The organism is Dyadobacter sp. SG02, from assembly GCF_900109045.1.
In the GTDB taxonomy this organism is placed as follows: domain Bacteria; phylum Bacteroidota; class Bacteroidia; order Cytophagales; family Spirosomataceae; genus Dyadobacter.
Window position 1 is genome coordinate 109,817 of sequence record NZ_FNYL01000008.1, and the last position, 20,645, is coordinate 130,461.

The 20,645-nt window shown below is 48.4% G+C and carries 22 protein-coding genes; 10 read left to right on the forward strand and 12 right to left on the reverse strand.

Going from position 1 to position 20,645, the window contains the following annotated elements; all coding sequences use genetic code 11:
• Positions 1–39: 39 nt before the first annotated feature.
• The 9 genes from BMW93_RS19670 to BMW93_RS19710 all read right to left on the reverse strand — a co-directional run bounded on the left by BMW93_RS19670 (position 40) and on the right by BMW93_RS19710 (position 6,718).
• Positions 40–987, reverse strand: coding sequence for an N-acetylornithine carbamoyltransferase (locus BMW93_RS19670; RefSeq protein WP_090380180.1), 948 nt, complete (start codon positions 985–987; stop codon positions 40–42).
• Between the two features lie 70 nt (positions 988–1,057).
• Positions 1,058–2,194: an aspartate aminotransferase family protein gene (locus BMW93_RS19675; RefSeq protein ID WP_090380183.1), complete on the reverse strand. Its 1,137-nt coding sequence runs from the start codon at positions 2,192–2,194 to the stop codon at positions 1,058–1,060.
• A gap of 32 nt (positions 2,195–2,226) precedes the next feature.
• Positions 2,227–3,210 (reverse strand): N-acetyl-gamma-glutamyl-phosphate reductase, encoded by a 984-nt coding sequence (argC, locus tag BMW93_RS19680; protein ID WP_090380186.1) that lies wholly within the window; start codon positions 3,208–3,210, stop codon positions 2,227–2,229.
• A complete protein-coding gene (locus tag BMW93_RS19685) occupies positions 3,203–3,610 on the reverse strand; it encodes a type II toxin-antitoxin system VapC family toxin (protein ID WP_090380189.1) in 408 nt (135 codons plus the stop codon). The genes argC and BMW93_RS19685 overlap by 8 nt, the downstream gene beginning before the upstream one ends.
• Positions 3,607–3,840 (reverse strand): DUF2281 domain-containing protein, encoded by a 234-nt coding sequence (locus BMW93_RS19690; protein ID WP_090380192.1) that lies wholly within the window; start codon positions 3,838–3,840, stop codon positions 3,607–3,609. The genes BMW93_RS19685 and BMW93_RS19690 overlap by 4 nt, the downstream gene beginning before the upstream one ends.
• An 8-nt stretch (positions 3,841–3,848) precedes the next feature.
• Positions 3,849–5,051 carry an argininosuccinate synthase gene (locus BMW93_RS19695; protein WP_090380195.1) on the reverse strand — a complete coding sequence of 401 codons (1,203 nt, stop codon included), beginning with the start codon at positions 5,049–5,051 and terminating at the stop codon, positions 3,849–3,851.
• A gap of 53 nt (positions 5,052–5,104) precedes the next feature.
• The gene (locus BMW93_RS19700) at positions 5,105–5,509 is read right to left on the reverse strand and encodes a type II toxin-antitoxin system HigA family antitoxin (RefSeq protein WP_090380198.1); all 405 of its coding nucleotides are present in this window, start codon (positions 5,507–5,509) and stop codon (positions 5,105–5,107) included.
• Between the two features lie 13 nt (positions 5,510–5,522).
• Positions 5,523–5,819 carry a type II toxin-antitoxin system HigB family toxin gene (locus BMW93_RS19705; protein ID WP_090380201.1) on the reverse strand — a complete coding sequence of 99 codons (297 nt, stop codon included), beginning with the start codon at positions 5,817–5,819 and terminating at the stop codon, positions 5,523–5,525.
• Positions 5,820–5,986: 167 nt separating this feature from the next.
• Positions 5,987–6,718, reverse strand: coding sequence for a GNAT family N-acetyltransferase (locus BMW93_RS19710; RefSeq protein ID WP_090380204.1), 732 nt, complete (start codon positions 6,716–6,718; stop codon positions 5,987–5,989).
• 385 nt (positions 6,719–7,103) lie between these two features.
• Here BMW93_RS19710 and aat point away from each other — a divergent pair, with 385 nt between their 5' ends.
• From aat to BMW93_RS19735, 5 genes are all read left to right on the forward strand, one after another.
• Complete coding sequence (aat, locus tag BMW93_RS19715) at positions 7,104–7,712, forward strand: leucyl/phenylalanyl-tRNA--protein transferase (protein ID WP_090380207.1); 609 nt, start codon at positions 7,104–7,106, stop codon at positions 7,710–7,712.
• 126 nt (positions 7,713–7,838) lie between these two features.
• Complete coding sequence (gene proB, locus BMW93_RS19720; protein ID WP_090380774.1) at positions 7,839–8,870, forward strand: glutamate 5-kinase; 1,032 nt, start codon at positions 7,839–7,841, stop codon at positions 8,868–8,870.
• On the forward strand, positions 8,870–10,120 hold the full coding sequence (locus BMW93_RS19725) for a glutamate-5-semialdehyde dehydrogenase (RefSeq protein ID WP_090380211.1): 1,251 nt from the start codon (positions 8,870–8,872) through the stop codon (positions 10,118–10,120). The genes proB and BMW93_RS19725 overlap by 1 nt, the downstream gene beginning before the upstream one ends.
• A complete protein-coding gene (locus BMW93_RS19730; RefSeq protein ID WP_090380214.1) occupies positions 10,114–11,196 on the forward strand; it encodes a M20 family metallo-hydrolase in 1,083 nt (360 codons plus the stop codon). Before BMW93_RS19725 ends, BMW93_RS19730 begins: the two co-directional genes overlap by 7 nt.
• 39 nt (positions 11,197–11,235) lie before the next feature.
• Positions 11,236–12,063 carry an enoyl-CoA hydratase/isomerase family protein gene (locus BMW93_RS19735; RefSeq protein ID WP_090380217.1) on the forward strand — a complete coding sequence of 276 codons (828 nt, stop codon included), beginning with the start codon at positions 11,236–11,238 and terminating at the stop codon, positions 12,061–12,063.
• A 76-nt stretch (positions 12,064–12,139) separates the two neighbouring features.
• Here BMW93_RS19735 and BMW93_RS19740 read toward each other — a convergent pair whose 3' ends face one another.
• From BMW93_RS19740 to BMW93_RS19750, 3 genes are all read right to left on the reverse strand, one after another.
• Entirely contained in the window at positions 12,140–13,702 is a 1,563-nt protein-coding gene (locus tag BMW93_RS19740; protein ID WP_177194134.1) for an Rne/Rng family ribonuclease, read from the reverse strand.
• 267 nt (positions 13,703–13,969) lie between these two features.
• Positions 13,970–14,821 carry a tetratricopeptide repeat protein gene (locus tag BMW93_RS19745; RefSeq protein WP_090380225.1) on the reverse strand — a complete coding sequence of 284 codons (852 nt, stop codon included), beginning with the start codon at positions 14,819–14,821 and terminating at the stop codon, positions 13,970–13,972.
• A gap of 30 nt (positions 14,822–14,851) precedes the next feature.
• The gene (locus BMW93_RS19750; RefSeq protein ID WP_015813879.1) at positions 14,852–15,157 is read right to left on the reverse strand and encodes an HU family DNA-binding protein; all 306 of its coding nucleotides are present in this window, start codon (positions 15,155–15,157) and stop codon (positions 14,852–14,854) included.
• 159 nt (positions 15,158–15,316) lie between these two features.
• Between BMW93_RS19750 and mutY the strand changes: the two genes are divergently transcribed.
• The 5 genes from mutY (at position 15,317) to BMW93_RS19775 (ending at position 20,640) form a co-directional block, all read left to right on the forward strand.
• A complete protein-coding gene (gene mutY / locus BMW93_RS19755) occupies positions 15,317–16,399 on the forward strand; it encodes an A/G-specific adenine glycosylase (protein WP_177194135.1) in 1,083 nt (360 codons plus the stop codon).
• Between the two features lie 108 nt (positions 16,400–16,507).
• On the forward strand, positions 16,508–17,365 hold the full coding sequence (locus BMW93_RS19760; protein WP_090380231.1) for a phytanoyl-CoA dioxygenase family protein: 858 nt from the start codon (positions 16,508–16,510) through the stop codon (positions 17,363–17,365).
• A gap of 53 nt (positions 17,366–17,418) precedes the next feature.
• Positions 17,419–18,624, forward strand: coding sequence for a Gfo/Idh/MocA family protein (locus BMW93_RS19765; protein ID WP_090380234.1), 1,206 nt, complete (start codon positions 17,419–17,421; stop codon positions 18,622–18,624).
• A 66-nt stretch (positions 18,625–18,690) separates the two neighbouring features.
• Positions 18,691–19,197, forward strand: a complete 507-nt coding sequence (locus BMW93_RS19770) for a single-stranded DNA-binding protein (protein ID WP_090380237.1) — start codon at positions 18,691–18,693, stop codon at positions 19,195–19,197.
• A gap of 126 nt (positions 19,198–19,323) precedes the next feature.
• The gene (locus BMW93_RS19775; protein ID WP_090380240.1) at positions 19,324–20,640 is read left to right on the forward strand and encodes a transporter associated domain-containing protein; all 1,317 of its coding nucleotides are present in this window, start codon (positions 19,324–19,326) and stop codon (positions 20,638–20,640) included.
• The last annotated feature ends 5 nt before the right edge of the window (positions 20,641–20,645 follow it).

Sequence of the window (20,645 nt, forward strand, 5' to 3'; positions counted from 1 at the left end):
GACTGCCTCTTTTGTATTTCAATCTTGCAAAAATAGCAATTACAATCCTAACAAGACCTCTTTCAATGCCGCCTGCGCCGACCATTCGCGGTTGGCAGCCTGTTCGATCACCAGTGACCGCGGGCCGTCGAGTACTTCGTCGGCCACTTTCATATTGCGGCGCACGGGCAGGCAATGCATGAATTTGCCATTGTCGGTCAATGCCATTTTAGCTTCGGTGATCATCCATGACGGATCGGTATTCAAAACCTTGCCATATTCATTGAACGACGACCAGTTTTTGCCATACACGAAATCCGCGCCTTCGAGTGCCTTGTCCTGGTCGTAAATCACCTGGCCTTTGCCCACAAAATCAGGTGAAAGGTCGTAACCTTCGGGATGCGTGATCACGAGTTCCACGTCCATCGGATTCATCCATTCGCAGAATGAATTTGCTACCGCCTGGGGCAACGCCTTGAAATGCGGAAGCCAGGTAAGCACTACTTTCGGGCGCTTTTTGAGCTTGAATTCTTCGATGGTAATGCAATCTGCGAGTGATTGCAGCGGGTGCCGCGTCGCTGATTCGAGGTTCACGATCGGTACCTGCGCGTATTTTTTGAACTGCTGGAATACGATTTCCGAATAATCCTTATCACGGTCCTGCAAACCTGCGAACGAGCGGATACCGATGATATCGCAATAGCTGCCAATCACAGCGGCCGCTTCCTTGACGTGCTCGGCCTTATCGCCGTTCATGATCACACCTTCTTCCATTTCCAGTCCCCAACCATCCTGGCCGACATTCATCGTAATCACATTCAAGCCGAGGTTCTGGGCAGCTTTCTGTGTGCTGATCCTCGTCCTTAAACTCGAATTGAAAAACAACAGGCCTATGGTTTTGTTTTTCCCCAGCGCCTGATCTGCAAACGGATCCTTTTTGGCTGCGATACCGCTGCTGATGAGCTGGGGGAGGTCGGTGACGTCTTTAATGGAAAGAAAGTGTTTCATTCAGGTTAAAATTTCGGAGATAGGTGTTCCTATTCTCAACTAGGACAAGGATGGTATTAGTTCAAAAAAATCAAACAGCCGCGACAGATACTTCTTTTTTCAATGCTTCGAGGAAGAGATCGGCCTCTGTTTTGCCTAATGCGAGCGAAGGCAGCAAGCGGATCGTGTTCGCGCCCGCAACGCCCGTGAACATTTTGTGCTCAAACAAAAGTTTGTTACGCAGGTCTTTTACGGGGAAATCGTACTCGATACCGATCATCAGTCCACGGCCTCTCAATTCTTTATAACCGCCAATCGCCTTAATGCCCTCGAACAGGTAGTCGCCAATCTCAGCCGCATTCGCGATCAGGTTTTCTTCCTTCATAATGTCCAGCACCGCCACGCCTGCCGCGCAAGCCAGGTGGTTTCCGCCGAAAGTCGTTCCCAGCAAACCGTAGCTAGACTTGAATTTCGGAGAAATCAGTATCCCGCCGATCGGGAAACCGTTGCCCATTCCTTTCGCCATCGACATAATATCGGGCGCAATGCCGCTGAACTGATGTGAGAAGAACTTACCTGTCCGTCCGTAGCCGCATTGTACGCTGTCGAGGATCAGGATCGCGCCGGTTTCGTCGCATTTACGTCTTAATGTTTGCAAAAACTCATCGGTACACACATTGATACCGCCGACGCCCTGGATACCTTCTACGATCACCGCGCAAACTTCGTCGGTAATGCCTTCTTCGGCCGCAGCCGCATCATTGAACGGCAGGAAAGTAACGTGCTCCTTATAGTTCACAGGCGCAACAATGGATGGATTATCGGTAGCAGCCACTGCGCCGGCCGTCCGGCCGTGGAATGACTTCGTGAAGGAAATCACCTTCGTTCTGCCATTGTGGAAAGAAGCCAGTTTTAATGCATTCTCATTCGCTTCCGCGCCGGAATTGCATAGGAACAGCTTGTAGTCGGGATAGCCCGAAAGCTCGCCCAGTTTCTCCGCCAGTTCTTCCTGAATGGAGATTTTGACAGAATTGGAATAAAAACTGATCGCGTTCAATTGCTTCGTCAGCTTATCCACATAATAAGGATGGCAATGGCCGACCGAAATCACCGCGTGGCCACCGTAGAGATCAAGGTACCTGGTACCATGCTGGTCCCAGAGGTAGCTGCCTTCGGCTTTTACGGGTTCTATATCGTAAATCGGGTAGACGTCAAATAGGTGTGACATTATCTGATCTTATTTAAGATTCTAAAAGTGATTTAAAACGCCGGCGCTTTCAACCGCAGCCCCGCATCCTCTGGTAACCCGAATAGCAGGTTCATATTCTGCACCGCCTGGCCCGACGCGCCTTTGGTCAGGTTATCGATAATACTGGTGATCAGTAGCTGGCCGTCGTGTACTTCCAAATGCACGAAGCATTTGTTGGTATTCACAATCTGCTTCAAATCAATCGGCGTGTCGCTCACGTGTGTGAACGGGTGCGAAGCGTAAAAGGCTTTGTAAAGGGCTTTTGCTTCCTCCAACGTTCCTTCGAAACGGGTGTACACATTCGCGATAATGCCGCGCGTGTAATCGCCGCGGTACGGCACGAAGTTCACGGCCTTATCGAAACCGGCCTGCAACTTGCCGAAAGTCATTTTGATTTCAGTCAAATGCTGGTGCGAGAATGCCTTGTAAATCGACATGTTGTTGTTACGCCATGTGAAATGGGTGGTAGCACTCAGCGCCTGTCCTGCCCCCGTACTACCAGTTACCGCGCTCACGTGAACGTCGTCCTGGATCAAACCTGCATTTGCCAGTGGTAGGACAGCGAGCTCGATACTTGTCGCAAAGCAGCCAGGGTTAGCGATTTTAGTAGCAACCTTAATCTGCTCGCGCTGCAATTCAGGCAAGCCGTATACAAATCCATCCGACTCATCCCGGAAATCCGTGCTGAGGTCGATCACTTTCACCGTTTCCGGCAATTGGTATTCATCGAGGAACTTCTTCGACTCGCCATGGCCGGAACAAAGAAAAATCGCATTCAGACCTGCCTGATCCAGCAGCGGCTGAATGTCGTCTCCGGAAAATACTAACTCCGTATCTCCAAGAAGATCAGTGTGCGTCGAATAAACCGGCTTACCCGCCTGGCTTTTGCTATGCGCGAAAGCGATGCTTACATTCGGGTGGTTCACCAGTATTCTGATCAGCTCGCCGCCGGTGTAACCGGCGGCGCCTATGATGCCAATATTAATGTTACTCATTTGTAATCCAGTTTTCAATTTGCAGTCCACCAACTCTATCAAACTCTTTGGTATTGTTGGTAACCAGAATAAGACCATGGCTAAGCGCATGTGCCGAAATCAACAGATCGTTAGCTCCTATGATTTTCCCTTTACTCTCCAGATCCGCACGGATAGAAGCATATGCCTCAGCTGCCTGCGTGTCAAAATCCAGTACTGTAAACGGTCTCAAAAAAGCCTCCAACGCAGTTTTGTTTTGCTCTTTTAATTGACTTTTTTCAACACCGTACCATAGTTCCGCCACTACAATGGAAGAAATAGCTATTTCTGTCCAGTCGAGGGATTGCAACTTGTGTAAGACTTCCAGAGGCCTCTTCTTAATGATATAGGCCACGATATTAGTATCCAACAGATATTTCATTCGAATAAATTTTCAGATTTATCGAGGGGAGGCTGGATACGTTGAGTTAAAAAATCATCAGAAAAATCGGCAATGCCATTCCACCATTCTTGCAATCCGTCTTTTTGTGCAGATTGCTGTTTCCTTTTTTCCAAAATAGACTCCAGATAGTCATAAAGTTCCTGAAGAACGTCAGCAGGTAATCCCTGGACCTTCCGTTGTATTTGGCTCTGGAGTTCTATTTTAGTCATATATTCAATTATTCATTAACCGAGTCACTTACTTTTCCATAAATCATCACCTGGTTCGAAGCTACTTTCGAGAAGCCTCTCACGTCGTCACCGGTCCAGGCATTGTTCATTTCACCGTAGCTGCCGAATTTCGATGACATCAAATCAAATGGCGACTCGATACCTTCTATGTGGAAGCGGTGTGGCGCCAGGTATACGTGTGCTTTACCCGTCACGTGCGACTGCGTGTCTGCGAGGAACGTTTCGATATTACGCATTACCGGCTCTACAAACTGACCTTTGTGTAGCAAGCTGCCATACCAGTTCGAAAGTTGTTCTTTCCAGTACAATTGTTGTTCTGTCAAAACATGCTTTTCAAGCTGATGGTGTGCTTTGATGATGATCAGCGGAGCCGCAGCTTCAAAACCTACACGGCCTTTGATACCGATAATCGTATCTCCCACGTGAATATCCCGACCGATCCCGAATGGCTGCGCGATCTCGGCCAGCTTTTGAATAGCGGTTACCGGGTTTTCAAAAGTTTCGCCAGCAACGCCTTTCAACTCGCCATTTACAAATTCAAGCGTAATGCGCTCCGGTTCTGTTTTGGTGATTTGCGTAGGCCAGGCCGATTCGGGCAGGTATTGGTCGGAAGTCAATGTCTCTTTACCGCCTACCGATGTTCCCCAAAGGCCTTTGTTGATGCTGTACGCAGCCTTGGTCCAGTCGCGGGAAACACCTTTCGCGGTCAGGTATTCAATCTCTGCTTCGCGGGAAAGTTTCAGGTCGCGGATCGGCGTGATGATTTCTGCTTCCGGAACAATGATGCGGAACGCCATATCGAAACGTACCTGGTCGTTACCGGCACCTGTGCTTCCGTGCGCGATCGCGCTCGCACCGATTTCTTTGGCATATTCCGCTACCGCAACGGCCTGGAAAATGCGCTCCGCGCTTACGGAAAGCGGGTAAGTATTGTTTTTGAGAATGTTACCGAAGATCAGGTATTTGATACAGTCGTTGTAATATTCTTTGGTTTTGGAAATCGTGGCATGTTGCTTCACGCCCAAAGCATAGGCATTCGCTTCGATCGTTTTCAGCTCTTCGTCCGAAAAACCACCGGTGTCAACCAAAACCGAGTACACTTCGTAACCTTTGTCTTCGGCTAAATATTTTACACAAAAGGAGGTATCAAGTCCCCCTGAAAACGCTAATACTACTTTGGGCTGTGACATTATTTGTATGGTATGGATACTGATTCTAAAACTGTTATTACCTAAACTGTATTTCAACTTGCTGCGAGAAGGGTTTCCGCCGGTATACCCAGGTTTTTACTGATCTCCCTGATCATCTTGATCGTCAGGTTCCTCTTTTTATTCAAAACCTCTGAAACCCGGTTCTCCCCGCCGAAATAAGGAGCCACGTCTTTCCTGGTCAAATGCAACTGTTCCATCCGCTCCTTAATCGCCTCGATGGGGTCAGGTTTCGGCATAGGATAATGCTTTTTCTCATAATCAATCGCCAGTACGGTGATGGCTTCCATGATATCGAGCGCTTTTTTTCGCTCTGCTTCGTCTTCTAGCAAATCGGCGTCCATCAACGCCTCAATCACTTTCCCGGCTTCTTCAAAATCGGCCTGGTTGGTTATCGGCTTGATGGTGATCTCATCTATATTGATTGCTAATGCTTTCATTATCTGTGATCTGCTAGATATTCTTAATGTCTTTTATCTTGTCGTATTCCTTATGGCTTCCGATAAATCTTACAAAAACCAGTTGTCTCTCGTACTCGAATTTGGCGATCAGCCTGTATTTTCTATGAGTGATATTAAACACAATCCTGCCATTTCCAACAGTATCCGCATTCTTGAAGAACCGGATGACTTCGTTGGGATTCTGAAAACTATTCTTCTCAACAGCGTCATGCCAGAATTCTAATGCCGGCCTTGCATCCGGATACTGATCCCAGAATGTTCGTAGTGTGCCCCGTGTGAATATCCTCATACCGACCGCAAAAGTACGCAAGTTTGCCGTAATCGCGTTCCCAAACCGGGAAAAGCTGCTGATCGCCTGCTTATTGTCATTTACAAAAAATACCCCGCCTCAGTCCTTATGGCTGCCGGGCGGGGTATTAAAAATGAGATACTAAAATCTATCAAATGTGCGGCACATTAATGTACCAGCACGGCCCCGGCGTTTTTCTTTTTGGCGCGTTCTTCCCTTCGCAGCAAAATGCGTTGCTTAATGCGCATCCAGCGCTCGTACAGGCTCGATTCCTTCAGGAAATCCCAGGTATGGCTTTCGGTCGCCGTTTCGCTTCCGTTAGTAGGCGTTGCGGCAGGTTTTTTATCTTCCGGATCATACATCATGCCTGTGCAAAGGCAGTGTTTTCTGTTGGTCCGGGTGAGTACATCGTAATTCACGCAGCTCGCGCACCCTTTCCAGAATGCGTCGTCGGCGGGAAGTTCGCTGAACGTTACAGGCTCGTAGCCCAAATCCGAGTTGATTTTCATCACCGGAAGGCTCGTAGTGATACCGATAATTTTGGCATCGGGATATTTTTGACGCGACAGTTCGAAAGCTTTCATTTTAATCGCTTTCGCCATGCCGCTGTTGCGGAAATCGGGATGTACGATCAACCCTGAATTCGCCACGAATTTTCCATGCTCCCAGGTTTCGATGTAACAAAACCCTACCCATTCGCCAGTGTCGGTGGTGGCAATAATGGCTTTTCCTTCCACCATTTTCTCCATAATATACACTGGGGAACGTTTGGCTATACCGGTACCGCGCTTTTTGGCGCTCTCCTCCATTTCCGCGCAGATTTGTTCGGCGTAATGAAGATGATTTTCATTGGCAGTCTGTACGATAAACTTACTGCCCACTACTTCGGTATTTTTCATTGATGACTATGCTGACAAGATGTTCAAGACAATAATTAACTAACCCAGAGAAAAACGATGGGACGTCTAGAAATTGTAAGAAAATTGCGGGGATTAGATATTTACCACGTAGGTAAAAAGAGATTATGCGGTCCTTGGGGACCTGAATCGGAAAGGCGTAGTATGCAGAACTGTATGTATGCCGTTGTGATTCATTGACTTGCTTATGCGTCTAAGAGGCTGCAAATTTTCAAAAAAAAAATCTTACAGCAAAGAAACAGAAGATATATTTTTATGGTTCGTTTTGAACGGTAAAGTTTCAGAAAAGCGAACTTGCCAGCGTACACGTTTTTGTACTATTCTCACTTCGATCAACAATATTTATTCCCTTAAATTAGTGGCTTTCATGTCTGCAATCAGTACCGACGACCTTCTCAACGGTTATATCAATGGCATATTCCCGATGGCCGAGGCGGATGGTACGATTTACTGGTACTCGCCCAATCCGCGGGCCGTTATCCCCATCGATACTTACCGACCATCCAAATCGCTCCGGCCCGTGCTGAATAAAAAGCATTTCGAGATCCGGATCGATACCGATTTCGAGGGCGTCATGCGAGGGTGTGCGCTCCCGCGTGTGAGCGAGCCTGGAACGTGGATTTCGGAGGAGATTATTGCTTCCTATACCGCATTGCATGAGATCGGTTACGCGCACAGCGTGGAGGCATGGCGCGAAGACCGTTTGGTAGGCGGGCTATATGGCGTTTCTATTAATGGGGTATTTTTTGGTGAATCGATGTTTACGATCGAGAGTAATGCGTCGAAAGTCGCATTTCACTACTTGATACAGCTGTTGAAACTAAACCGTTTCGCATTGCTGGACACGCAGTTTATGAATGATAATGTGCTGCGTTACGGCGCCATTGAAATTCCGCGGGACGAATATCTGGATCAGCTTCATAGGGCATTAAAACTCAGAAGGCGGTTCGACGGGGCGGTTTTAAGCGAATTATAATGCGTCAAATGCGTCCCGCAAGCCGATAAGGCATCCGATTTCGTCCGAAAAGAAGTATTTTTGGCCCCAGATTGATTACCAGGCACAGCAAATCCGCATGAATGTGCCGCTTATTTGAATACCAAAGTGTCAAAACCTATTCTCGTCATAAAGTTCGGGACGGCCTCCATTACGCTCGCTTCGGGTGAACCTGATGTCAGGATCATTTCGGAAATAGCCCGGCAGGTTTCGGAAATCCATCCGCGATATCGCATTATCATTGTTTCGTCGGGTGCGGTGGGTGCTGGTAAGGCTTATATTAATGATTATAAGGGTACGATGACTCAGCGAAAGGCTGCGGCGTCCGTCGGGAACCCGCTGTTGGTGGGCCTTTATGCTTCCTATTTTGCCCCCAATAAGATTTACATCGCCCAAAGCCTTTGCGAACGCCAGCATTTCGCGAACCGCAATAAATTTCTGCAACTCAAAGAAACGTTTGAAGAACTTTGGGATAACGACATTATCCCCATCGTAAACGAAAACGACGTGGTAAGCGACCGCGAGCTGAAATTTTCGGATAACGACGAGCTGGCTACCTTGCTGGCTGTCGGTTTCGGGGCCGAATCGCTGATGTTCTGCACTTCCGTAGGCGGCTTGCTCGACGAGGAAGGCAAAATCCTGCGGAACGTATCCAATGTGAACGAGGTTTTTAAGTTTGTCAGAACGGATAAATCTTTCCTCGGTCTCGGCGGAATGGCTTCCAAGCTGACTTTCGCAAAGCTGGCATCCAGAATGGCGATCCGCGTGGTAATCTTTGGAATGAATCAACCCAATGAACTGCTGAATGCATTGAAAGGCGAAGCAGGGACATTGATAACACCCGGAAAAAGTACACTTTCAGCCCGCAACCGCTGGTTGGGAAGCGGTGGCCTGGTATCCGGTACATTGCGTGTCGACGAAGGCGCGTCCAAAGCATTATTGAAGCGTAAGAGTTTGCTTGCGGTAGGCGTCACCGAAGTAACGGGCGAATTTGAAGCAGGCGAGATCATTGAAATATACTCGTTGGAAGACGAAATGATAGCAGTCGCACGGGCGCGCGAGACTTCCTCGGCGATCCGCACGAATCTGAAAACAGTGAATTTTGAAGTGGCACATGCCAATGATATAGTTTTGTTATAATGGAATCGATAGTACCTCAATTAAAGGAAGCGCGGGAGGCATCAGCTGCCGTTCGCCGGCTGACAGACAGGCAAAGGGCTGATCTGCTGATCAACCTCTCGGCCAGAGTGTTGGCCAACGCCGAAAACATCATCGCCGAAAACCGGAAAGATCTGGATTTGATGGATGATGCCGACCCGAAAAAGGACCGGCTGCTCCTGAACCAGAAGCGGATCAATGAACTGGCGCAAAGTCTGATTGAGGTAGCCGAGCTCCCGGACCCAACGGGAGAAGTTTTTGTCGAGAAAACCATTCAGCAGGGGCTTTCTTTGAAGAAAATAGCCGTGCCGCTGGGTGTGGTAGGCGTGATTTACGAATCCCGTCCGAATGTAACGATCGACGTGGCTTCATTATGCCTGCGCTCCGCGAATGCTTGCGTGCTCAAAGGCGGTAAGGAAGCCCAGCATTCCAATAATTACCTGGTAAGCCTTATACATGAATCACTGGCGGAGTTCGGCGTGCCTGCGGCGGCTGTCACGTTGCTGCCAACGGGCCGCGAGTTCGTGGGTGAGCTGTTGACGGCCATTCAGTACGTGGATATCATCATTCCACGCGGTTCGGAAGGATTGATCAAATTTGTTCGCCAGAATTCACTGGTTCCTACGATTGAAACCGGCGCGGGTGTTTGCCATACTTATATTGAAAAGACCGGCGACCTTGATAAAGGTGCTCAGATTGTCGTGAATGCGAAGGTTTCAAAACCTTCCGCTTGTAATGCGCTGGATACTGTTCTGGTTGATCGTTCTGTTGCAGGCGAGTTTTTACCGAAATTGAAAGAAGACTTTGTCAAATGGAATGTCGAGGTTTTTGCCGATGAAGAATCTTATGACATTCTTAAAGGAGCCGAATATCCTTTCCTGCAAAGAGCCGGCGAAGACGATTTTGGAAAAGAATTCCTGGACTTCAAATGCTCTGTAAAGGTCGTTGATGGGTTGGAAGATGCCTTAAAACAGATCGAAAACTATTCTTCCAGGCATTCGGAAGCGATTGTCTCCACCAACGAGGAAGCGATTGAAACCTTCCTGAAAGAGGTGGACGCCGCTTCGGTTTATGCCAATGCTTCTACCCGCTTCACCGACGGCGGCGTTTTTGCATTAGGCGCGGAAATCGGTATTTCGACACAAAAACTGCACGCCAGGGGACCATTTGCATTGGAAAAGCTGGTAACCGAGAAATGGATTGTTAAAGGTGATGGACAAGTAAGATGGTAAACACTTTGGAAAACATACAAACGCTCTCCAAGGAGGCCATCGAGCTGTTAAAAAATCTCATCGAGACACCCTCATTCAGCAAGGAAGAGGAACAAACAGCTAAAATTATTGCGGATTTTTTCTCAAAAAAGAACATCCCTTTTCATACTAAAAAGAACAATCTCTGGGCTTATAACAAGCATTTCGATGCTGCGAAGCCTACGATGTTGCTCAATTCGCACCACGATACTGTAAAGCCTAACAAATCCTGGACGCTCGATCCATTCAAAGCCATCGAGCAGGATGGAAAGCTTTACGGTCTGGGAAGTAATGACGCCGGTGGATGCCTGGTGTCGCTGATCGCTACTTTCTGCTATTTCTATAACAGGGAAGATCTGGCTTACAATATCGCGATTGCCACAACGGCCGAGGAAGAGATTTCTGGAAAAGAGGGGCTTGAAATCGTGGCGCCGGAGCTTCCGGAGATCGCATTTGCCATTGTAGGCGAGCCTACTGAAATGCATTTGGCCGTGGCTGAAAAAGGTTTGCTGGTACTGGATTGTACGGCAAAAGGTATTTCGGGCCATGCAGCGCGCGAGGAAGGGGACAATGCGATTTACAAAGCTTTGAAGGACATTCAGTGGATCACCGAATACAAGTTTCCCAAAGTTTCCCCGACGCTCGGCCCGATCAAAATGTCTGTAACGATCATCAATGCGGGGACGCAGCATAACGTCGTACCCGACGCGTGCACATTCACGATCGACGTCCGCGTGACGGAACAATATACTTTGGAAGAAGTAATCGCGGAAATTAAGGCAAATATTCAATCCGAAGTAACACCGCGCTCGATCCGCCTGCGGCCATCGAGCATTCCGATGGATCATCCGATTGTAGTTGAAGGATTGAAACTCGGCCGTAATGCTTACGGTTCGCCTACCACTTCCGACCAGGCATTGCTCGATTGCCCGTCGTTGAAAATGGGCCCGGGCCACTCCGCACGCTCTCATAGTGCGGATGAGTTTATTTACCTGCACGAGATCGAAGAAGGTATCGCACAGTATATTAAAATGGTTGAGGGCGTGGTAAGCCGATAATTTACTATACTTGCCAAAGCGAACTAACCGTGTTTTGGCATGCGATTCTACACCGAAGAGGATATCCAGACTTTCGATCATGTCCGGTTTTTGCATATCAAAACTGCAAAGGCCGGACATGTTTTTACCCTTACATTAGCCCGGCCCGAAAAGCGAAATGCATTCACGCCTACGATGGCGGAAGAAATCATCTTCGCGCTCGCGTATGCGCATTACGAGACCCATATTCGCTGTGTAGTTTTAAAGGCGGAAGGTCCGGTTTTTTGCGCTGGGGCAGATTTGAATGCTTTTCATGACGCTTCGGCCAATGCCGTGAATCCAACATTGCCTATTATACGTGAGGAAGCGAGGCTTGGGGATGCATTTGATGAACTGCTGAAACCCTGCATTGCCCAGGTCGAAGGGCCGGTACTCGCCGGTGGTTTTCTGATGATATGCGGCTGCACATTTGTGTTCAGTGTTCCGGAGGCTACGTTCAGTCTACCAGAGGTTAAGCGGGGCATTTGGCCCATGCAGGTAATGGCGTCGCTATTGCCCATTTTGCCGCAGCGAAAGATTCTCGAAATATCGATAACCGGAAAGGCCTATTCGGGCGCGGAGGCACTGGAAATGGGACTGGTAACCCGAGTAGTGGAAAAAGAACAGATTGAGATAGAGGTAAATGCGCTAGCCACCGAGATCTGTAATAGCGCTCCACTGGCTATACAATCAGGAATGCGATGTTTGCAAAAAATACAAAACTTGCCTCAGAGCGAGCAACATGCATTCCTAAAAAGCGAGCTGGATAAGCTGCTACAAACCAAAGATGCCAAAGAAGGCACAGTGGCGTTCAAAGAAAAGCGGGAACCAATCTGGAAAGGGAAATAACAGCCTGATAACAAGGCCTGGCTACAACCTGCCTACGAATAACTGTACCTGACGACAAATGACCAAACCTGACGAACTAGTTCGTTGGCACAATCTCAATCTCCTCCCCATATCGGTTATGGAATTTGAAATCCACCACGCCTAGCGACGAGTCTTTGATCAGTTTCACCCAGGTTTTGTAATGGAAGAACCATTTCATCTGTTCGGAAATCAATCCTTTGGTGAAGTACGAATGCAGGAACGGGTGGAGCGAAATGGTAATGCCGCGCTCGTTCTGCTTGGTGAGGATGTAATCGAGGTTGTTGGCGATCACGTCGGATACGAGAATGCTCGCCTGAATTGTGCCCGTACCGCCGCAGGTAGGGCAGGTTTCGCGGGTAACAATGTTCATTTCCGGCCTCACGCGCTGACGCGTGATTTGCAGCAAACCGAATTTTGAAAGCGGAAGAACGGTGTATTTCGACCGGTCGCCCTTCATTTCATCGCGCATGACGTCGAACAGCGTGCGCTTGTTCTCCGCCTTTTTCATATCGATGAAATCCACGACGATGATTCCGCCCATATCGCGCAGGCGCAACTGACGGGCAATTTCTTTCGCCGCTTCGAGGTTCACGCTCAATGCCGTCGCTTCCTGGTCTTCTTCCGAATTGGATTTGTTACCGCTGTTAACGTCGATCACGTGCAATGCTTCCGTATGCTCGATGATCAGGTAACCGCCGTTGGGAAGGCTTACCGAGCGTCCGAACAGTGATTTGATCTGTTTTTCCAGGCCGAATTGTTCGAAGAGCTTATTCTTTCCATTATGCAATTTCAGGATGTTCTCCTTTTCCGGCGCAATGTTGTGAATATAAGCTTTGATATCATCGTACACTTCCTTGGAATCAACCGTAATGCTGTCGAAGGACTCGTTGAGCATGTCGCGGATGATGGAAGACGCGCGGTTCATTTCGCCTATCACGCGGTCGCGTGGCTTGGCATCGCGGAGCGCTTTGATACCGTTTTCCCATTTGTCCAGACAGTCCTGCAAATCCTTGTTGAGCTCGTCCACATCCTTGCCGGTAGCCACCGTGCGGATGATCACCCCGAAATTCTGAGGTTTAATAGACGACATCAGCCGCTGCAAGCGGTTTCTCTCCTGCTTGTCGGTGATCTTTTTGGATAGGTTGACTGAATTCGAAAATGGGACAAGTACAATATATCGTCCTGCGATCGAAATGTCGCATGAAAGTCTCGGACCTTTTGTAGAAATAGGCTCCTTGACGATCTGAACCAGGATTGGCTGGTTTTTGGAAAGGACTTTATCGATTTTTCCAAGCTTTTCGATTTCCGGCTCCATCTTGAAATTCTTCAAGTTGCCCGTATGCGTACGCTTGGAGATAACGTCCTTGGTGAGCTTGTTCAGCGAGTTGATATTAGGCCCCAGATCGAGGTAATGCAAGAATGCATCTTTCTCAAAACCAACGTCTACAAAGGCAGCATTGAGCCCTGCCACCAGTTTTCGAACGGTACCGAGGTAAATGTCGCCTACGGTAAAGCTCTGGTCCGGTGTTTCTACGTGATATTCTAAAAGACGTTTATCCTGCAAAAGGGCTATACGCTCTCCCTTTTGAGTAGAATTGATTAGTAATTCGTTACTCAATGTTCAACCAACTGAATGGCTCGATAATGTTGATACTTAACTCCCCGCATATCAGACTGTTAGCGGGATACAAACGTGGGGAATAACGATGACCGGATCTTAATACTAAAACCCGGTCATAGCCAATTATTTCTTCTTATGTCTGTTTTTTCTAAGTCTTTTCTTTCTCTTGTGAGTGGAGATCTTATGTCTTTTTCTCTTTTTTCCGCAAGGCATGATTATGTCGTTTTATAAAATAAGTAATGTATTTCCTTAATGATCTGATGATCAGTTTTTCAGACGGCCTTCCAACTCGCCGATGGCTTGTTGGATCACCGGGTCTTTCTCTTCTTTTTTAACCTCCGACAGAACTTTGCTTGCTTGTTCCTTGTCACCCAATTCCACCAGTGAAAGACCAAGATAGAACTTAGCTTTCGTATTCGCAGGATTGTTGGTTAAAATCTGTCTGAACCTGTCAGCAGCTTTTGAATATTGGTTAGATCTCATGGACAGGATCCCCAAATTGAATAATCCCAATTCGTTGGTAGGGTCCGCGTCGATCACTTCGCGCAACATGAGAATACCCTGCATCGGGTTCTCAGTGTTCACGTATGTCATCGCCATGTTGGCTTTGGCAGTCAACAGTCCTGGATTCTGGTCAATTGCTTTTTGGTAATATTCGCGGGTTTTGGAACCCAGGTTTTTTGCTTTCTGCTCGTCCACCGCGAAACCGTACGCCTCATAATAACGGTCTCCCGCACGCATAATGTTTTCGATGGCAGGGGAGAGCAGGGCAACTTTTTCGGCGTAGAATGCAGCGCTGTCAAATTTTTGCAGCTTGGCAAATTCATCCGAAAGCTTGATGCCCGCAGCAACCTTGTCCTTGTCACCCGCTTGATTGAAGCCGCTTCTGAGCTGATCTATAACTTTCTGCTGATCAGGGGATAAAGCGGCTCCATCATGCGATTTGGAAGAAGACTCAGCAGCAACTGGTGCCGAAGCACTTGCCGTGGCAGCCGACTGGCCCTTTTCCTTGTCCACCTCTTTGCCCTTGTTGTTTACGACCACCTTGGGAAGGCTGAACAGCGTTCCTACCAGTGCTACCGCAAGCACGCAAGACAGTAAAATGGACTTTTTCATAATTCTTATAACCCAACCTTTTCAGGTAAATTACTTTTCAGCGACTGCTTTCAGTTTGTCACTTTCTTTTACCTGCTCAACAAAAACTTTTGCAGGCTTGAAGCTTGGTACAAAGTGCTCGTCAATAATCATGGAAGTTCCCTTTGAAATATTGCGGGCCACTTTGCGCGCACGTTTTTTGTTGATGAAACTACCGAAACCTCTAACATAAAGGTTCTCACCATCAGAAAGTGAGTCCTTTACCACGGTAAAAAACGATTCTAGCGTTTGCTGAACGTCGCCCTTGTCTACGCCTGTTTTCTCGGAAATCTGTGCGATTACGTCTGCCTTAGTCACTTTGATTGTTTACTTTAAGTGGATATTATTTCATTAATTTACTTACTGCTGTAAATTTTGGGAACACAAAGGTACGGTAATTTTAATAAAACTTAAAAGGATGATCTTCCCCTTTTTTATATAATTCATTAAAAAACAGTGCACATAAGTGAAAATAATATGATACCGGGCGATTTGGAGGTGATTGATTTTAACAGAAGACTGAAATCCTGGTATCTCGAAAACCATCGCCCTTTACCCTGGCGGGAAACCAAAGATCCATATAAAATTTGGCTGTCGGAGGTGATTCTGCAACAAACGCGTGTAGCCCAGGGGTTACCTTATTATGAGCGTTTTACGGAGCAATATCCGACAGTCTTCGACCTGGCTGCGGCCGACGAGCGCGAGGTACTACGGCTATGGCAGGGACTGGGCTATTACTCCCGGGCGCGGAACATGCATTTTACTGCCCGGCAGGTGGTGAACGATTACCAAGGGAAATTTCCCGAAACATCTGAAAAGCTTTTGAAACTAAAAGGGCTCGGCCAATACACAGCCGCAGCCATTGCTTCCTTCGCTTTCGACGAGGCGGTGCCGGCGATCGATGGTAATGTGTACCGTGTAATGGCGCGCATATTCGGTATTCAGTCGGATATGCTTAGTAATGAAGGGAAAAAGGAGTTTTGGGCAGTGGGTAAAGAGGTGATTTCAAAAGAAGATCCAGCCACTTACAACCAGGCTATGATCGAGTTCGGGGCATTGCAATGCGTGCCATCGTCGCCGAATTGTACGGTTTGTATTTTTAAGGATCGTTGCTTCGCCTATGCGCACCAGATGCAGGGGCAGTTGCCTGTCAAAATCAAGAAGCTGACCGTCAAGCATCGGTTTTTAAACTATTTCATCATTAAACAGGGCGATAGGCTTGCCATGTACGAGCGCCGTGCCCGCGACATCTGGAAAGGTCTGTACGATTTCCACCTCATAGAATCCCAAACACCTTCCACAACTCCCGACTCTCTGACCATACCTGACCTGGTTTTTCAAAACCTGTTGAAAAAAGGCCGTCTGACCGAAATCCCCAAACTCTATTCCCACATCCTCACACACCAGCGCCTGCAAGTGCGGTTCTGGTGGCTCGAAATTCCCGAATCCGAAAGGATAGATTTGCCCCACGGAATGGCTTTTTACAATCATGAGGAAGTAGAAGGGCTTCCGAAGCCGATTCTGATCGACACGGTTTTGCGGGAGGAAAATTACCTCTGACCGCCTGATCATTACTGCCTGAAACCTGCTTGTAGTAGTGATGCGTGAAAGCGGAATTGTGTTTTAAGTAATATATTTTTGTACTAAACACTTAACCGAGCGCCAGTCATGGGAAGTTTCAGTTTGAATGCCAGCCAGATCGCCGACTATAATCGCGACGGCTATATTGTGGTGAAAAGCCTGTTTTCTACCGAGGAGGTTGGAAAACTATACGATACCGCGATCGAAAATTCGGTGATGCAGAAGAATGCGATGGACCTGAACGACCAGACCGGGAAGAAAACCAAGCTGTCGCTGTGGTTCACGCCGGGCGACGATGTATTCGGGTATTTGATCCGAAGTGAAAGAATGGTCAATTCCGTTTGGCAGCTTTTGCAGGAGGAGAGCCAGGTCTGTCATTTTCACACCAAACTCATGCAAAAAGAGCCCAAGGTAGGCGGCGCGTGGGAATGGCACCAGGATTATGGGTATTGGTATAAAAATCAGTTCATTTACCCTGACCAGCTGATGAGCGTGATGATCGCATTGACGCCTGCGAACAAGGAAAACGGCTGTTTGCAGGTGATCAAAGGTTCGCACAAGATGGGCCGGGTCAACCACGGCTTTGCGGGCGAGCAGGTAGGCGCGGACATGGAGATGGTGAACCACGCATTGAAAACGATGGAGCTGGTTTATTGCGAATTGGAGCCGGGTGATGCATTGTTTTTCCATAGCAACCTCATGCACCGTTCGGAGGCGAACTTGTCGGAACACCCGCGCTGGTCGCTGATTTCCTGCTATAACTCCCAATCCAACATCGCCTACGCCGAGACCACCACTTCCTGGCGGGTACCGGTTTCCATTGTGCCCGACCACGCATTGCTTGAATGGAATGCAGCATCATTTGAAAATGCGGATTTTCTCAAAAAGGAAAATGACCCGGCGCTAAAATCGACCGGCTGGGAGAATGAGGTGAAGACGTCTTGACTACACCTGACAATGCATGACTCGTTTCCAAAATATTAAAATTGATTACTGATATGCAGAAAATTGCAATGCTGGGCTCCGGCTTTATCGGCCGCTTTTATGCGGAATCTATCCATGGGCAACGCGGCCGCGACCGAGTAGTAGCCATTTATGCGCGACGGGAAGAAAGCGCCAAGAAATTCGCCGACGATTATGGATGTGATTTCTGGTCGTCGGATATGGAAGAGGTAATCGCGCATCCCGATGTGAATATGGTTTGCATTGCATTGCCCAATAATGTTCACGAGGAAGCGGTATTGCTTTGTGCCAAGCATAAGAAGGCCGTCGTGTCTACCAAACCGCTGGGCCGGAATGGCGCGGAGGCATTGCGCATGCTGAAAGTCGTGGAAGAAGCAGGCATTTTTGCGGGGTATCTGGAAGACCTTTGCTATACCCCAAAGTTTTTAAAATCGCTCGAAAGTGTCAAAAATGGTTCATTAGGCCGCATTATCTGGGCCAAATCGCGCGAGGCGCATCCTGGCCCGCATAGCGAGTGGTTCTGGGACATCGAGCAGGCCGGCGGCGGTTGCATCCTGGATTTGGGATGCCATTGCATTGAAATCTCTCGGAATTTTATTGGTAAGGATATCAAGCCCGTCGAGGTAATGTGTTGGGCTGACACCCAGGTGAAGCCGATCGATGCCGAAGACCATGCGATTGCATTGGTTAAATATGAAAACGGTGCTATCGGGCAGTTCGAGGTGAGCTGGACGTTCCGCGGCGGGATGGATTTGCGTGACGAGGTAATGGGTACCGAGGGAACAATCTGGATCAATAACTTTCTGAGAACGGGTTTTGAAATGTTTACAACAGGGCAAAATCCCGACGGCGCCGGCGAAGAATATGTAGCTGAAAAGGCTGAAAGCAATACCGGCTGGCTATTTCCGGTCGGTGATGAGGTGAATGACCTGGGTTACAACCATATGTTCACGGATATGTTCAATTCCGTGGAAAAGGGGAATGCGCCTGCGGAAACTTTTTACGACGGCTATATTGTGAATGCGGTGATCGATGCGGCTTATAAATCGGCGAAAACGAAGCTTTGGGAAAAAGTGGAGCTTCCCGTGTGGCGCGGACGCGAGGGCGTTGAAAAACCTTCCAACTATGTTTCGTACAATGATACACATTACTTGATCAAGCAGGAAGTAACACACGATGGTCGCAACAAACTGATCCTGAAAGACAAGACGACCGGCAAGATCACCGAGCAGGATATTTAACAGGCATTTCTCGCGGAATTTGCCTATATTTAAGGTTGCAACAAACATTAACCACGTTAAAAAATCATGGCAGGAAGCGTTAATAAAGTAATTCTGATCGGTAATCTGGGCAGCGACCCGGAGGTCAGGTACCTCGAAAGCGGATCGGCGGTAGCGAAGTTCAATATCGCGACTACCGAATCTTACACGAACAAAAATGGCGAGCGCGTAGATAATACCGAATGGCACCGTATCGAACTTTGGGAAGGCCTGGCGAAAGTGGCCGAAAAGTATCTGAAAAAAGGTAATCAGGTGTATATCGAAGGCCGTATCCGCACCGATACCTGGACGGACAAGGAAGGTCAGCAGCGTACCGGTGTAACGATCCGCGCGAATAGCATGACGCTGCTGGGCGGTCCGTCGGGCGGCGGTCCGTCGGGAGGCGGGCAAGGCGGAGATTACAACCAGGGCGGTCAGCAAGGTGGTTACCAGCAGTCGGGCAATGCGCCGCGCGGTAACAATGCGCCGCGACCGTCGGACCCCATCCCGCCATCGATGGCGGCCGGCAACGACGACGACGATCTACCGTTCTGAGGCATTCGGTGAGATATGGACGAATCCTGCTTAAAATGTATTTATTCCAGAATTGATGCAGTTTTCAAGCGGGATTCGCTACATTTATCTGACTGAATAGCTATTTTGAACATTCTCTGACATTTCGTGAAAGAAACCGAAGACAGTGACGACCCGCTTGCCCGAACGCGTACGGGGATTCATTTCCCCCGGAAAAGTACGCAAACCACTCTGGCAGGGGTTATCATACCCATTGACTTCCTGGCTCCTTACGACTTCATCCTTGTTATTTTTTTGCTGAGTATTTCCCTGTTTTTATCGGGAATCCGGGCAGCTTATGCGGCATCCGGCGCGATGGAAAACCCCTGGGAGCGTAAGGCGGAAGGAGATAATCACTTACCCACACGCATTCAGCAGCTTGCGCTTTCGCTTGTCCAGCGTGGGCTCACGCTATTTGCATTGTTGCTGGCGGCGCGCCTTGCGTGGCTGCATATGCAAGCCGGAAGCGTGGAAACGGTGCGCTGGGCGGTACTCGCGTTCCTCGTAATCTGGATATGGCTCGACGCGATGGTGCGCTACAATAGCGCGCGCAAAGCGCAGGAGTTTATTCCAAAAATTTCCGGTCTTACACAGGTTTTGATCAAAATATGCAAGCCGCTGACCCAGCCGATCATGAAGCTCGGGTATTCATTTGGCGTGCTCACTCCCCATGGTGCCGAAATCACAACCGAAATGCTGGAAGCCAAGGCGGAGAGTGAAGAAGAAACCGATTTGCTCCGGGGGTTGGCCAATTTTCGGCAAACCAATGCGAGGAAAGCCATGCAGGCAAGGGTGCAGGTCACCGCATTTGATATTGAGCTGGATTTTCACGAGTTGATGGACCGAATTAATAAATCGGGCTACTCGCGGGTGCCGGTTTATCGCGACGATCTGGATCATATAGAGGGTATTTTGAATGTGAAAGATTTATTGCCGCATATTCACCTCGACGAGCATTTCAACTGGCAGAAACTCTTGCGCCCCGTCTATTTTATTCCCGAAAGCAAGCGCCTCGACGATTTGATGAAAGATTTCCAGAACCGCCGCGTGCATATGGCGATCGTTGTCGATGAATACGGAGGAACGAGCGGGTTGATCACTTTGGAAGATATTATTGAAGAAATTTTCGGGGATATTAATGATGAATATGACGAAGAAGAGGAGGTAAATTATACGCAGGTCGACGAGCACACCTATGTTTTCGAAGGAAGGGTGTTGATCAACGACCTCTGCCGCATTCTGAACCTCGAAACCGATTATTTTGACGAGGTTAGGGGCAATAGCGAGTCGCTGGCGGGACTGCTGCTGGAACTGTTTTCACGACTTCCACGGACTGGAGAAATCGCTACGCACCGAGAAGTAACCTTCAAAGTGCAGTCGGCCGACAAGAAGCGTATTAAAAAAGTGCGGGTACTGGTGTCATAAAAAAA